This is a genomic window from Pseudomonas sp. PDM21, from assembly GCF_014852505.2.
GTDB lineage: Bacteria > Pseudomonadota > Gammaproteobacteria > Pseudomonadales > Pseudomonadaceae > Pseudomonas.
Genome location: NZ_CM181223.1, coordinates 4,559,159 through 4,572,096 on the forward strand (window position 1 = coordinate 4,559,159; position 12,938 = coordinate 4,572,096).

General features: G+C 65.8%; 11 protein-coding genes and 3 tRNA genes. 3 read left to right on the forward strand and 11 right to left on the reverse strand.

The annotated features are described in order from the left end of the window. Positions 1–12: 12 nt before the first annotated feature. The 5 genes from IB275_RS20820 to IB275_RS20840 all read right to left on the reverse strand — a co-directional run bounded on the left by IB275_RS20820 (position 13) and on the right by IB275_RS20840 (position 4,090). The gene (locus IB275_RS20820) at positions 13–840 is read right to left on the reverse strand and encodes a DUF2797 domain-containing protein (protein ID WP_192290860.1); all 828 of its coding nucleotides are present in this window, start codon (positions 838–840) and stop codon (positions 13–15) included. Between the two features lie 13 nt (positions 841–853). Further along, entirely contained in the window at positions 854–1,114 is a 261-nt protein-coding gene (locus tag IB275_RS20825; protein ID WP_138214994.1) for a YeaC family protein, read from the reverse strand. A gap of 245 nt (positions 1,115–1,359) precedes the next feature. Further along, positions 1,360–2,208 (reverse strand): rhomboid family intramembrane serine protease, encoded by an 849-nt coding sequence (locus IB275_RS20830; RefSeq protein WP_225607695.1) that lies wholly within the window; start codon positions 2,206–2,208, stop codon positions 1,360–1,362. Positions 2,209–2,222: 14 nt separating this feature from the next. Then, complete coding sequence (locus IB275_RS20835) at positions 2,223–3,203, reverse strand: metallophosphoesterase (RefSeq protein WP_138214996.1); 981 nt, start codon at positions 3,201–3,203, stop codon at positions 2,223–2,225. Beyond that, positions 3,203–4,090 carry an NAD(+) kinase gene (locus IB275_RS20840; protein ID WP_017519352.1) on the reverse strand — a complete coding sequence of 296 codons (888 nt, stop codon included), beginning with the start codon at positions 4,088–4,090 and terminating at the stop codon, positions 3,203–3,205. The genes IB275_RS20835 and IB275_RS20840 overlap by 1 nt, the downstream gene beginning before the upstream one ends. Positions 4,091–4,202: 112 nt before the next feature. Here IB275_RS20840 and IB275_RS20845 point away from each other — a divergent pair, with 112 nt between their 5' ends. Continuing rightward, entirely contained in the window at positions 4,203–5,141 is a 939-nt protein-coding gene (locus IB275_RS20845) for a DUF1853 family protein (protein ID WP_192290864.1), read from the forward strand. Here the strand turns inward: IB275_RS20845 and IB275_RS20850 are convergent. The 3 genes from IB275_RS20850 to IB275_RS20860 all read right to left on the reverse strand — a co-directional run bounded on the left by IB275_RS20850 (position 5,129) and on the right by IB275_RS20860 (position 9,849). After that, positions 5,129–6,073, reverse strand: coding sequence for a 1-aminocyclopropane-1-carboxylate deaminase/D-cysteine desulfhydrase (locus IB275_RS20850; RefSeq protein ID WP_192290866.1), 945 nt, complete (start codon positions 6,071–6,073; stop codon positions 5,129–5,131). The two genes, IB275_RS20845 and IB275_RS20850, sit on opposite strands and share 13 nt — an antisense overlap. Positions 6,074–6,083: 10 nt before the next feature. Beyond that, positions 6,084–7,544, reverse strand: a complete 1,461-nt coding sequence (locus IB275_RS20855; protein ID WP_192290868.1) for a coiled-coil domain-containing protein — start codon at positions 7,542–7,544, stop codon at positions 6,084–6,086. Positions 7,545–7,815: 271 nt separating this feature from the next. Beyond that, entirely contained in the window at positions 7,816–9,849 is a 2,034-nt protein-coding gene (locus IB275_RS20860) for an oxidoreductase (RefSeq protein ID WP_192290870.1), read from the reverse strand. Positions 9,850–10,065: 216 nt separating this feature from the next. On the opposite strand from IB275_RS20860, the gene IB275_RS20865 reads away from it, so the two are divergent. Together IB275_RS20865 and IB275_RS20870 are read left to right on the forward strand one after the other, a co-directional pair. Further along, positions 10,066–11,184 (forward strand): carbon-nitrogen hydrolase family protein, encoded by a 1,119-nt coding sequence (locus tag IB275_RS20865; protein WP_192290872.1) that lies wholly within the window; start codon positions 10,066–10,068, stop codon positions 11,182–11,184. Beyond that, a complete protein-coding gene (locus IB275_RS20870; RefSeq protein WP_192290874.1) occupies positions 11,181–12,218 on the forward strand; it encodes an AraC family transcriptional regulator in 1,038 nt (345 codons plus the stop codon). Before IB275_RS20865 ends, IB275_RS20870 begins: the two co-directional genes overlap by 4 nt. A 252-nt stretch (positions 12,219–12,470) precedes the next feature. Here the strand turns inward: IB275_RS20870 and IB275_RS20875 are convergent. The 3 genes from IB275_RS20875 to IB275_RS20885 all read right to left on the reverse strand — a co-directional run bounded on the left by IB275_RS20875 (position 12,471) and on the right by IB275_RS20885 (position 12,812). Next, a tRNA-Asp gene (locus IB275_RS20875) sits at positions 12,471–12,547 on the reverse strand. Between the two features lie 96 nt (positions 12,548–12,643). After that, a tRNA-Asp gene (locus tag IB275_RS20880) sits at positions 12,644–12,720 on the reverse strand. A 16-nt stretch (positions 12,721–12,736) separates the two neighbouring features. Further along, positions 12,737–12,812: transfer RNA gene (locus tag IB275_RS20885), tRNA-Val, on the reverse strand. Positions 12,813–12,938: the final 126 nt, after the last annotated feature.

A 12,938-nucleotide genomic window follows, 5' to 3' on the forward strand; every position in this document is an offset into this window, starting at 1 on the left:
ATGCAGGTTCGATCAGGCGCTGATGGCCAGTTGGTACGCGGTGAACTTGCGCACGTTGATCACGCCGGTATCGAAGATCAGGTACTGGCCCTTGATACCCTGCAGGGTACCCTCGACCACCGGCGTCTTGTCCAGATCGAAGCTGGTGATCTTGGCCAGGTAGGCCTCCACCGGGTAGCTGATCTCGATGGGTTGCATGTCGATCACCGGCTGGATCGCCTGCAGGCCGAAGCGCTGCTGCAGGGCGACGATGCCCTCGGCGCAGGCGTCGAATATCTGCTCGCGGATGGCTACCAGGTCCAGCGGCTCGGCTTCGCCCTTGAGCAGTGCGCGCCAGTTGGTGCGGTCGGTGACCTGGCTGCGCAGCAGGTCCTCGACGAAGCCGGACTGCTGGCGGGTCGCCACGCGCATGATCGGCAGCGCCTGGCGCGCGCCCTGGTCGATCCAGCGGGTCGGCACCTGGGTCGCGCGGGTGATACCGACCTTGGCCCCCGAGGAGTTGGCCAGGTAGACCACATGGTCGGTCATGCAGAAGCGCTCGCCCCACTCCGGTTCGCGGCAGGAGCCGTCCTCGTAGTGGCACTTCTCCGGGCTCATGATGCAGCTGTCGCATTGCGCCAGCTTGGTGAAGCACGGGTAGCAGTACCCCTGGGCGAAGCTCTTCTTGGTCTTGCGCCCGCAGTGGCAGCAGTTGATCTCGCCCAGGTACTCCAGGCGCACGGTCTTGCCGATCAGCGGGTTTACCGCGACTTCCTTCTCGCCGAGGCGAAAGGCGTACTGCACGGGGCTTTCCAGGCGCGCCGACATCTTGCTCAGGGCGCCGCGTCCAATCTCTTCCATCAAAACCCTGCCATCAGTGCAGCGAATTGGAGGAGAAGAGGATGTTCGGGATCGGCTCGGCGTGTGACTCGCAGGCCTGCGGGCCCATGTAGCCGGTACGCTGGTCCTCGGGAAGGTTGTCCATCTCCCAGGCGATCATGGCCTGCAGCGACAGCTCCTTCTGTTCCACGGACAGCTTGCGGCCGTCGGGCCATTTGCCGATTTCCACGGCCAGCTTGAGGCTCTCGTAGATTTCGGGGGTGATGTTCTCGATCATTTCGGCGAAGGACGACATGGGCCGGCTCCTGCAGGGGAAAAACGAAGCCGGCATTCTACCGGGCGAACGCGCTGTGCGCACGAACGCCGGTCAATCGGTTGCGCAGCTCCCGTTCATCCAGGGGCGCTTTCGTAGGATGGCGTGGAGCGAAGCGATACCCATCGATCCCAGCACCGACAGCATGGGTATCGCCTAGGCTCCACCCATCCTACGAAGTCGCCAGCCGGCAAGGATCGGCCGATGATGAAACGCCGCAATGCGGCTCAGCGCGCCGCGCGCCGCGCCAACAGCCCGCCGAGCAGACCACTCAGGCAACCCGCCACCAGCCCGCCGACGTGGGCGCCGTTGGCGATGGAGCCGAAGCCGAGCAGGTCGATCACGCCCGACAGGCACACCAGCAGCCAGATCAGCATCATCGCCACCACGCCCTTGGGCAGGTGATAGGCAGGCGTCGGCGCCATGCGTTGGAAGATCCAGCAGTGGCCGAGCAGGCCGTAAAGCACACCGGACAGGCCACCGAACAGGCTCGGCCCACTGACGCCGTACTGCACCAGATTCGACACCAGGCCGAAGCCCAGGCTCAGCCCCAGCAGCATCCAGGCGCCCTGGCGATACTCGATGCGCCGCCCCAGTTCCCAGTACCACATGGCGTTCATCGCCAGGTGCAGCCAGCCGAAGTGGATCAGCATGGGCGTGAACAGACGCCACCACTGCCCCTGCGCCAGCGAGTCGGACAGCGGATAGAACAGCGCGCGGTCCTCGCCGACCATCTGGAAATTCTGGAAGGTGAACCAGCGCAGTGTCTCCGGAGAAGTGCCGAGCAGGGTGATGGCGGCCACCACGAAGGTCACCAGTAGCACCGCCGCCGTCATACGGCTCATCTTCAGTTGCTGGACGAAACCCGGCCCGCCGCGCTGGGGCTCGGCGTGCACGGTAAATTCGGGATCGCCCTGTGGATAACGCTGGTACAGACTGCGTACCTGCTCAGCCAGCTGAGAGTTAGGTACCCAGAGCACTTGCTCGCCGGACTCCTCGCTGACCCGGAATGGCACGTTCAGCCGCTGCAGCAGGGTGACGAACTGCCCGAGATCGACCGCCGCCGGCAACCGCATCGCTTCAATTGCGCTCACTCATCGCCCTCCGGACGCTTCACATCCACCCAAACGAACTTGTTGCGGTCCAGCCGCGTTTCCTCGTCCAGCCGGTAGGCCGCGAGCTTGCCGTACATCACCGCGCTGTAGTCCAGGCAGGCGAGGTTCGGGCGGATCGGTGCCGGGGTGCCGCGCCGCCAGTAGTGGCCGACGAACAGCAGCGGCTCGTCGGCGCCGTAGGTCAGCAAGCGCGACTTCTGCTCCTCGCTGAGGCGCTCGCTGGCCACTTCGTCAGGCAGTGCGTCGGGCTGGAACACGATATCGCCGTAGGTTTCCGGCGCGCGGTCTTCTTCCCAGAACTTGGTGCGGAAGAAGGCACGGGTGAAACCGTCGCTGCCGGTCAGCGTCAGGCCGTTGGGCAGGCGCATGTCGGTGCCGCGCAGCAGGCGGTCGCAGGCCTGCTGGGCAAAACTGCCCGGCTCGGCGGTGGCCATGAGGAAGGCTTCGTCGATGCGCCCATCAGGGAACTGCTGGCGCAGCGTGTCGATCACGTCGTGGTCCCAGCAGGCGTGGACCATGCGGAAACGCCCGGAATCGAGGAACAGCGGCATCTCCTGGAACCAGCCGAGGAAGTCGCGCCAGTCCGCCGGGTGGCCTTCGAACTGCTCCAGCGTCTCGCGGATCAGCCGGGCGTGGCGCGGCGTGTGCTCGCGCACGTACTGGCGACCACTACCCGGCGCGGCGGGCGTGGACCAGCCGAGCGCGTTGAATTCATGGTTGCCCATGATGCACAGTGCCTCGCCGGCGGCGACCATGTCATGCACCCGGTGCAGCGCCTCGCGGATGCGCGGGCCACGGTCGATGAGGTCGCCCAGGAACAGCGCCTGTCGTCGCGCATGTCGCCACACGCCACCCTGCGAGCGATAGCCGAGGCGCTCCAGCAGATGGTCGAGGGTGTGCGCGCAGCCGTGGATATCGCCGATCAGGTCATAGCCACGTGCGGGGTCGAGTTCCATCACTCGCTGCTCCCGAGGCGGCTGCCCCAACCCAGCTTGGTCCGGCAGACCTCGTAGTAGTTGTGGTCGATGGGGTGGATCAGGCGCAGCTTCTGCGGCTTCTTGCTCACCGTGACGGTGTCGCCTGGAGCGCAGGTGAAGTGGTTCTGGCCGTCGCAGGACACCTGCGGGTAGATCTGCATGTTCGGTGAGACGACGATCTTCAGCTCGCTGTTGCCGTCCACCACGATGGGGCGGCTGGACAGCATGTGCGGGTACATCGGCACGACCACGATGGCATCCAGCTTGGGATGCATGATCGGCCCGCCGGCGGACAGCGCATAGGCGGTGGAGCCGGTCGGGGTGGCGACGATCAGGCCGTCGGCCTTCTGGCTGCAGACGAACTGACCGTCGATGTACAGCTCGAACTCGATCATCCGCGTGGACTTGCCGGGGTGCAGCACCACGTCGTTCAACGCGTCGCCCTGACCGATGGATTCGCCGTGGCGGCGTACCAGCGCGTCGAGCAGGAAGCGGCTCTCGACTATGTACTGGCCGCCGAGGACTTCGGCGACCTTGGTTTCCAGCTCGTCGGGGCGGATATCGGTGAGGAAGCCCAGGCTGCCACGGTTGATCCCCAGCACCGGCACCTTGTGCCGTGCCAGGGCGCGTGCGGCGCCGAGCATGCTGCCGTCGCCACCGACCACGATCACCAGGTCGCAGATCTCGCCCATGATCTTTCGCGAGCAGGTCTGAAGACCGTGGCCCGGCAGGACCTCGGCAATGGTGTCCTCGAGGATCACATGCAGGTGGCGCTCGGTGAGGAATTTCTTCAGCCGACGGATGGTTTCCAGAACCTGGGTGCTGCCCAGGCGGCCGATGATGCCGATATTGCGAAAGGGTTCCATGGGACTCCGGACGGCGTTGCGCTACTCGAATGGCGGAATTATGGGCGAAAGGCAGAAGCAGCGGCAAACCGCAGCGTGGCCGGAGCGGGTGTGCAGCGGCTAGGCTTGGGGCATGACCGACTTCACCGCCCTGCTCGACGAGCTGTTGATCGACCTGCGCCAGCCGCAGGTCCGCGACCTCGCCTGGACGCTGCTCTCCCCGCCCTTGCTGCACCCCGGCAGCCCGGCGCTGCGCCACCCGCTGAGCGCCAGCCGCTGGTACGCGCAGCCCGCGCGGCTAGCCGACTGGTTGCGCGCACTGGAACGCTCGCCGGGCGAACTGCTGGTGCAACTCGAGTCTGCGCCACACCAACGCCTGGGACGCTACTACGAACGCCTCTGGCAATATGCCCTGGAGCGCGCGCCGGACCTGCGCCTGCTCGCCGCCAACCTGCCGGTGCGCGACAACGGCCAGACCCTCGGCGAACTGGACCTGTTGCTGGAGGACGACGACGGCCTGCATCACCTGGAACTGGCCATCAAGCTCTACCTCGGCCCCAGCGACGACGGTCCCGACTCCTGGCTCGGGCCGGGCGCCGAAGACCACCTGCTGCGCAAGATCGGGCACTTCTACCAGCACCAGCTGCCGCTCTCCTCCACCGCCGAAGGGCTGGCCGTGGTGCGCGAGCACAGCCATGCCGAGCCGCGGCCGGGCCTCTGGCTCGGCGGCTACCTGTTCTATTCCTGGCCCACACCCTGCCCGCCGCCCGCGGGGGCCAGCGACAACCACCAGCGCGGCCGCTGGCTACATCGGCGCGCCTGGCCTGCCTACCAGGCGCAGCAGCCGGACGGCTGGCGGGCGCTGTCGCGCAAGGGCTGGCTATCCCCGGCCGCCGAAGATGAAAGCTGGAGCACAGAGCGCTTCGCCACCTGGCTGGCGGAACTGCCGGAAGACGGCTTCCCGCAGATGCTCGTGCGCATGGAGTTCCACGAAGGGCGCTGGCGGGAGCAGGAGCGCCTGTTCCTCGTGGGTGACCGCTGGCCACGGGTGCACAGCGGCTATTCGCGCTGAGCCGCCAGGGCCTTCAATTTCTCATCCAGCGCCCGACGCCCCTGCAAGCCGCCACTGTGGATGGCGACGATGCGGGTGCCGCGCGCGATGCGCCCCGCGGCGATTTCATCGTGCAACGCCAACAGCAACTTCCCGGTGTACAGCGGCTCCAGCGGCACGCCGCACTCGGCTTCGGTCGCCAGGATGAAGCGAGCCAGCGTCGCGTCGATCTGCGCGAAGCCCCCACGGCTGGCATCCAGCAAACGGTATCCGGCATCGCTGGAGCCACCCTCCCTTAACAGCTCGGGCACCTGTGTTTCGATACCGTGCCCCGGCGGCACCGCCATGGCGCCGACCACCGGATGCGCACCACCCTCGCCGAGCACCAGGCCGGCCAGGGTCGTGCCGGTGCCACAGGCCACCCAGATCTGGTGATACCCCTCCCAACCGAGAGCACCAAGTTGCCCGCGTATCTGCGCAATCAACGGTGCGCAACCCTGCGCACCTCGAAGCCCACCGCCGCCTTCGCCCACCGCCAGCAACTGCGGATAGCGCCCGCGCCAGGGCGTCCAGAAATCGTGGTCGTGCCGTCGGCGATAACCCCCGTAGCCGAGCCAGTGGAGCTGCATGCCGAGCTGGCGCAGGTCGGCCACTGTGGGATTGTCCTGCTCGTCTCCACGCAGTAATCCGACGGTATCGAAGCCGAAGCGCGCACCGGCCGCGGCTACCGCATGCAGGTGATTGGAATGAGCGCCGCCCAGGGTCATCACACCGTTCAGGCCCAGGTCGGCGGCTTGCTGGAGATAAGGGGCGAGCTTGAACCACTTGTTGCCGGAGACCCGCGCATCCACGAGGTCCAGGCGCAACAACGCCAGCTCGAAGCCGGCGCGGTCAAGCCAATCCAGGTGGACGCGTTGCAGGGGGGCTTCGGGGCGCCAGTCGGGAAACCGCACGGCGCCCCGGTCAGCCGGTGGTGACGCTGCGCAGTCGGCCGGCAGTCTTGTGCCGGGAGCAGCAGTTGCTGTCGCCTTCGACGAAGCGGCCGGGAGTTTCCACGCGGTCGATGGGCATGGCGCAGCGCTCGCCGTTGGACAGCCGTCCTTCGCAGGCGGGTTGCTGGTAATGGGCGAGCCAGCTGCGGTACTGGTCTTCGGCGACGAAGCACTTGGCCGCGGCGTAAGCCATGGGGTTTTCCTGGTAACGGGCGACATCCTGCAGCGACAGGGTCAGATGACCGGCGCCGGGATGGTACACCACGAAGATCACCCCCATGCCGGCCAGGCGCTCCAGCATCGAGCTATCGGCCGCCTTGGCTGCCAGCGCGTCCAGTTCCAGGCGCAAGCCCTCGGCGCCCTGCTGCAGTTGCCCGGCGAGCTCGCGCAACTGAGCGGTTTCCTCGCGCAGTTGCTCGGCCTCCTTGCGCAGTTGCTGGTTCTCCTGCTTCAACTGCTGGTCCAGTTCGTTGCGGTAGCCCAGCTCGACGTCGCGGACGGATATCTGTTCCTTGTAGCGAGCTTCCAGGCTGGCCAGGCGAGTACGCGATTCCTCCTCGATCTGCTGGCGCAGTTGCTCCAGCTCGTCACGGCCGCTTTCTTCGATATGGCGCAACTGGGCGGTCAGCTCCTCGCGTCCGCGCTGGAAGCCATTGGCCTGGCCATCCAGTTCACGGCGCAGGCCGGCGTTGATCTCTTCCTCGCGCTTCAGGCCTTCGCGCAGTGCGGCGAGTTCGGCCTGCAGCACCTTGACCTGCTCCTGCGCACCGAGCTTCAGGCGACTGAGTTCCTGTTCGTGCTGCTGGCTGATCTGCGACAGGCGGGTTTCATGCTGACCGAGCAGTGCAGCGGTCTTCTGCTGGTGCTCTTCGAGCAGCGCGCGGGCGAGCTTTTCGGCCTCCTCGCGGGACTCCTCGGCGGGCGCATACCACTGGTGCTCGTCGGCCATCTGCAGGCGCGCGAGCTCCACGGCGGCAGGCTCTTCTTCCACCAGCATGCCAAGGTTGTTGCGCTTCACCGCTTCACGCAGTTGAACCAGATGGTTCTGGGCAGCGTCGAGGGTCGGATCCCACAGGTGCATTTGGTGCCAGGACACCGGGCACTGGCTGCGGCAGGCCAGGCGGATAGGCCCGGCCCCCATGTCGGGGCCACGACCGGCACGGTCGGCCAGGTTGCGCAGCGGCAGGTTCCAGCCTCTGTCGGCTTCGCCCTTCTCGTCGAAATCCAGGTAGAAGAACACCACCGCCTTGACCAGCAGGCGCGGGTTGATCAGCACATAGGCGAGCTGCATCTGCTGATCGGCGTATTCCGGCATCTGCACGACGTTGTCGAGCAGCGCCTCGAATTCGGGGTAGAGCATTTCCCTGCAGACGCCACGGTCGTTGAAGAAGACCACGGCTTCCACCATTTGAGGCTTCTTCTGCATGCTCATCGATTGACCTCTGGGCTGGTGCGGGAGGAAGTCTGAAAAAAGGGTCTGTCAGAAATGCAGCACCCAGACAGCGGGAAAATCCCGACATCCGAGCAAGTCTAGGGGAATTAATGTCGCAGGCAATGTGACTCGGTTGGCACCCGCTCCGGCGGTTGGGCCGGGCGGTTAACCGGCTGGAGAATTCTGTGACGCGGTTGGATTTCTGGAGGGATATCCGGACCCGGAAGGGAACTTTTCCGGGCCCGGCTTTGTGATCCATGTCTCAGTCGGATCAGATTTCAGCGGCCAGGCGCGAACCCTGGTTGATGGCGCGCTTGGCGTCCAGTTCGGCAGCCACATCGGCGCCGCCGATCAGGTGCACGCTCTGGCCGGCAGCGACCAGGCCGTCGTGCAGTTCGCGCAACGGGTCCTGGCCGGCGCAGACGACCACGGTGTCCACCGGCAGCACCTGCGGTTCGCCGCCGGCGATGCTGATGTGCAGGCCATCGTTGTCGACCTTGAGGTACTCGACGCTGTTGAGCATCTGTACCTGCTTGTTCTTCAGGCCGGTACGGTGGATCCAGCCGGTGGTCTTGCCCAGGCCGTCGCCGACCTTGGACTTCTTGCGCTGCAGCAGGAACACCTGGCGCGCCGCGGCGTGCGGATGCGCCTGGATACCGGCGATGCCGCCACGGGCATCCAGGTTCTCGTCGATACCCCACTCCTGCCAGAAGGCATGGCGGTCCAGGCTGGTGGATTCGCCGGCATGGGTGATGTACTCGGACACGTCGAAACCGATGCCGCCGGCGCCGATCACCGCCGCGCTGTTGCCGACCGGCTTGCGCTCGAGGATGGCGTCCAGGTAGCTGATCACCTTGGCGTTCTCGATGCCGGGAATGGCCGGGGTGCGCGGCACGATGCCGGTGGCGAGGATGACCTCGTCGAAGCCGCCCTTGACCAGGTCGTCGACGCTGACGCGGGTATTCAACTGCAGGTTCACGCCGGTGGTTTCCACCTTGCGCTTGAAGTAGCGCAGGGTCTCGTAGAACTCTTCCTTGCCCGGCACGCGCTTGGCGACGTTGAACTGGCCGCCGATCTCGCCGGCGGCGTCGAACAGGGTCACCTCATGGCCACGCTCGGCCGCCACGGTGGCAGCGGACAGGCCGGCGGGGCCGGCGCCGACCACGGCGATCTTCTTCACGTGGGTGGTCGGGATATAGTTCAGCTCGGTTTCATGGCAGGCACGCGGGTTCACCAGGCAACTGGTCAGCTTGCCGCCGAAGGTGTGGTCCAGGCAGGCCTGGTTGCAGCCGATGCAGGTGTTGATCTCGTCAGCGCGGCCTTCAGCAGCCTTGTTGACGAAGTCCGGGTCAGCCAGGAACGGACGGGCCATGGAGACCATGTCGGCGTCGCCTTCGGCCAGTACCTGCTCGGCGATTTCCGGGGTATTGATACGGTTGGTGGTGCACAGCGGGATGCTGACTTCGCCCTTGAGCTTGGCGGTGACCTTGGTGAAAGCCGCGCGCGGCACCTTGGTGGCGATGGTCGGGATACGCGCTTCGTGCCAGCCGATGCCGGTGTTGATGATGGTCGCGCCGGCCTTCTCGATAGCCTTGGCCAGCAGGACGATCTCTTCCCAGGTGCTGCCGCCTTCCACCAGGTCAAGCATCGACAGGCGATAGATGATGATGAAGTTCGGGCCGACGGCCTCGCGCACGCGGCGGACGATTTCCACCGGCAGGCGCATGCGGTTCTCGTAGCTGCCGCCCCAGCGGTCGGTTCGGTGGTTGGTGTGGGCGACCAGGAACTGGTTGATGAAGTAGCCTTCCGAACCCATGATCTCGACGCCGTCATAGCCGGCCACCTGGGCCAGGCTCGAACAATTGACGAAATCGGCGATCTGCTTCTCGATGCCTTCTTCATCCAGCTCGCGCGGCTTGAACGGGTTGATCGGCGCCTGGATGGCGCTGGGCGCAACGGACTTGGGGCTGTAGGCGTAACGGCCGGCGTGGAGGATCTGCATGCAGATCTTGCCGCCCGCCTCGTGCACTGCCTGGGTAACGATCTTGTGCTTCTCGGCTTCTTCGGCGGTGCTCAGCTTGGCCGCGCCGGAGTACACGCCACCCTCCTCGTTCGGACCAATGCCGCCGGTGACCATCAGGCCGACGCCGCCACGGGCACGCTCGGCGAAGTAGGCCGCCATGCGCTCAAAGCCCTGGGGCTTCTCTTCCAGGCCGGTGTGCATGGAGCCCATCAGGGTGCGGTTGCGCAGGGTGGTAAAGCCCAGGTCCAGCGGTGCGAGCAGGTGCGGGTAAGTGGCGGTCATGGTTCCTCCGGCATTCACGATGATGCCGCGCCCTCAGCCTGCGGTCGCGGAACGGCGAGGCATGGGGCGCGGTCGGTATGGGGCAGACTCTAAGGAGAGCACCCTCGCCGCTCAATGATCGAAAATGACAAGTTACTGACCAAAGATGACACCCCAGCTTGGCAAGGCCCGGCCCAACCCCTACCCTGTGGTGCATCCCATGAGTACCCGTCCTTTATGCGCAAGCTGATCTTCCTCGTCCTGGTCATTCTCTTCGCCGGTTATGCCGGCTGGGCGGAGCGCCGCCCGGTGGGCCATTACCTGTCCGACCTGCGCAGCGAAGTCTCGCTCAACCAGGGCCAGCCGTCCGAACGCGGCAACCTGCTGGGCGTGCAGCCGGAACTGTTCACCCAGGACTACCAGAGCGTCGAGCGCTTGCGCCTGAAGTTCCACGCCTACCTGGCCAAGGCCCGCGACGAGGGGCTGATCAACCCGCGCACCGTGGTCGTCTTCCCCGAGCACATCGGCACCTGGCTGGTGGCTGCCGGCGAGAAGCCCGAGGTCTACCAGACCGAGCACATCGCCGAAGCCATGGAGTGGATGGCTGCCAGCAACCCGCTGAAACTGGCGCGCGGCTGGCTCGGCGCCAAGGGTGAGGATCGCATGGCCGACGCCCTGTTCCGCATGAAGGCCGTGGACATGGCCCATGACTACCAGACGCTGTTCGGCTCGCTGGCGAAGGAGTTCGGCGTCACCATAGTCGCCGGCTCCATCGTGCTGCCCAACCCGCGCATCGTCAAAGGGCAGATTCGCACGGGCAATGGCCGCCTCTACAACGTCAGCCTGGTCTTCGGCAGCGACGGCCTGCCGCTGGGCAAGCCGCAGCGCAAGCTGTTTCCCATCGACGACGAGAAAGGCTTCACCCGTGGCGGCGACGCCGACGACCTGCAGGTCCTGCAGACCCCGGCCGGGCGCCTGGGCGTGCTGGTCTGCGCCGACAGCTGGTACCCGGCCAGCTATAGCGCGCTGGCCGCGAACAAGCCCGACATCATTGCTGTACCGGCCTTTCTTACCGGCAACGGCAGCTGGAGCAGACCGTGGAAGGGCTACAACGGCGGCGCGACGCCGAACGATGTGACCCTCAAGCCCGGCGAACTCTCCGAAGGCGAAGCCTGGGAACGCCTGGCACTGGCCGGCCGTCTCGGTGAGAGCGGCGCGCACGCCGGCATCACCGTGTTCTTCCGTGGCCATCTCTGGGACCTGGGCAGCGACGGTCGCAGCCTGGTCGTGAATGGCGACAGCCATACCCTGGCGCCCGACGGCACCGGCGCGCGCCTGATCAACCTCTGGCTATGAATCGCCCGACCATGCGTCTCGGCGATCTCTCGGTGGGCTTTGTCCACAGCCTCGCCGACGCGCTGGCGGAAAGCGGCGTCGCCCCGCAACCCCTGCTCCAGCAATACGGACTGGACGCGGCACGTCTGGGCGAGCCTGGTGCGCGCCTGTCGATCCCCCGCTACATGCGCCTGGGCCACGCAGCCATCCAGCAGAGCGGCGACCCCGCCCTCGGCCTGCGCATGGGCCAGTTGAGCCGACCGAGCCAGAGCGGCCTGGCCGGCGTCACCGCCGCCCAGGCACCCAACCTGCGGGCCGCCGCCCGCGCGCTGATCCGCTTCGAGCCGCTCTACGCGCAGAACTATCGCGGCCAGAGCAGCTTCATCGAAGACACCAGCGGGGCCTGGCTGCGCTTCTACTCCATCAGCCCGTACAACGCCTACAACCGCTTCGTGGTGGATTCGGTACTGGCCGGCTGGGTGAGCATGCTCGGCAGTATCGGCGCGCAGCCGCTGCGCCCGGAGAAGGTCGCGATCGAGTACCCGGCACCTGCCTGGGCGTCGCGCTTCGAGGAAATGCTTGGCTGCCCGGTGGAGTTCGGCGCCGAACACAACCAGCTACGCCTGGACCAGGCAACACTGGCGCGCGCCAATCCGGACCACTGCCCGAGCACCTGGCGGCAATTGCTGGACATCTGCGAGAAGGAACTGGAGCAACTGACCCGTACACGCAGCTTGCGCGAGCGCGTAGCCCAGTTGCTGGGGCCGATGCTCAACGGTCGCGAACCGGACCTGGAGGAAGTGGCCGCGCGGCTCAAGCTGCCGACCTGGACGCTACGCCGCAAGCTGGCCGAGGAAGGCACGCAGTTCCGCAGCATCCTCAACGACACCCGCCGTGACCTGGCGATGATCTACATTCGCGACACCGACCTGGCTTTCGGCGAGATTGCCTACCTGCTCGGTTTTGCCTCCGCCGAGGCCTTCCAGCGTGCCTTCAAGCGCTGGAGCGGACAGACCCCAGGAGAATTCCGCCGCGCCCAGCGTCACAGCGCCTGATCACATCTCCGTGGCGTCGTCGGCCGGCTCCGGCAGATCCTGTTCCACGGCGTGCAGCTCCAGCAGCTCTTCCTGATAGTCGTCCATTGGCTCTTCTCCTGACCGTTCGATCCGGTTTTAGCAAAGACCGCAGGAAAAAAGCTAGACGGCAAAGGTGAACGAGCTGTGACAGCGTCTTACAGAAGGACGACGGGAATTTCCGCGCGGAAACGAAAAAACCCTCAGGTATTGCTACCTGAGGGCTTTCGAATATGGCGCAGCGGACGGGACTCGAACCCGCGACCCCCGGCGTGACAGGCCGGTATTCTAACCGACTGAACTACCGCTGCGTGTCGGTTGGACTTTCGTCCGGTACAGCAACCTCCTGGCGCCTGGAGTGAATCACTCGACAAGCCGGTTCGGGGTAGGAACCAAGGAGGGGAAAATGGCGCAGCGGACGGGACTCGAACCCGCGACCCCCGGCGTGACAGGCCGGTATTCTAACCGACTGAACTACCGCTGCGCGTAACTTGCGAGAGTGGTGGGTGATGACGGGATCGAACCGCCGACCCTCTGCTTGTAAGGCAGATGCTCTCCCAGCTGAGCTAATCACCCTTCGTCTCGAAGTGGGGCGCATTCTACAGCCGGCAGAACCTAAGTCAATGCCCTGATTGAACTTTTTTTCATTTCCCGCAAAAAAAGTTCGAGAACGCTGCAGCCCCTCCGCTTCCTGCGGCCAGA

Bases quoted from the DNA above. Each gene is read 5' to 3' on its own strand.
- IB275_RS20820 (WP_192290860.1), bottom strand. From the start codon at position 840: ATGGAAGAGATTGGACGCGGCGCCCTGAGCAAGATGTCGGCGCGCCTG.
- IB275_RS20825 (WP_138214994.1), bottom strand. From the start codon at position 1,114: ATGTCGTCCTTCGCCGAAATGATCGAGAACATCACCCCCGAAATCTAC.
- IB275_RS20830 (WP_225607695.1), bottom strand. From the start codon at position 2,208: ATGCGGTTGCCGGCGGCGGTCGATCTCGGGCAGTTCGTCACCCTGCTG.
- IB275_RS20835 (WP_138214996.1), bottom strand. From the start codon at position 3,203: ATGGAACTCGACCCCGCACGTGGCTATGACCTGATCGGCGATATCCAC.
- IB275_RS20840 (WP_017519352.1), bottom strand. From the start codon at position 4,090: ATGGAACCCTTTCGCAATATCGGCATCATCGGCCGCCTGGGCAGCACC.
- IB275_RS20845 (WP_192290864.1), top strand. From the start codon at position 4,203: ATGACCGACTTCACCGCCCTGCTCGACGAGCTGTTGATCGACCTGCGC.
- IB275_RS20855 (WP_192290868.1), bottom strand. From the start codon at position 7,544: ATGAGCATGCAGAAGAAGCCTCAAATGGTGGAAGCCGTGGTCTTCTTC.
- IB275_RS20860 (WP_192290870.1), bottom strand. From the start codon at position 9,849: ATGACCGCCACTTACCCGCACCTGCTCGCACCGCTGGACCTGGGCTTT.
- IB275_RS20865 (WP_192290872.1), top strand. From the start codon at position 10,066: ATGCGCAAGCTGATCTTCCTCGTCCTGGTCATTCTCTTCGCCGGTTAT.
- IB275_RS20870 (WP_192290874.1), top strand. From the start codon at position 11,181: ATGAATCGCCCGACCATGCGTCTCGGCGATCTCTCGGTGGGCTTTGTC.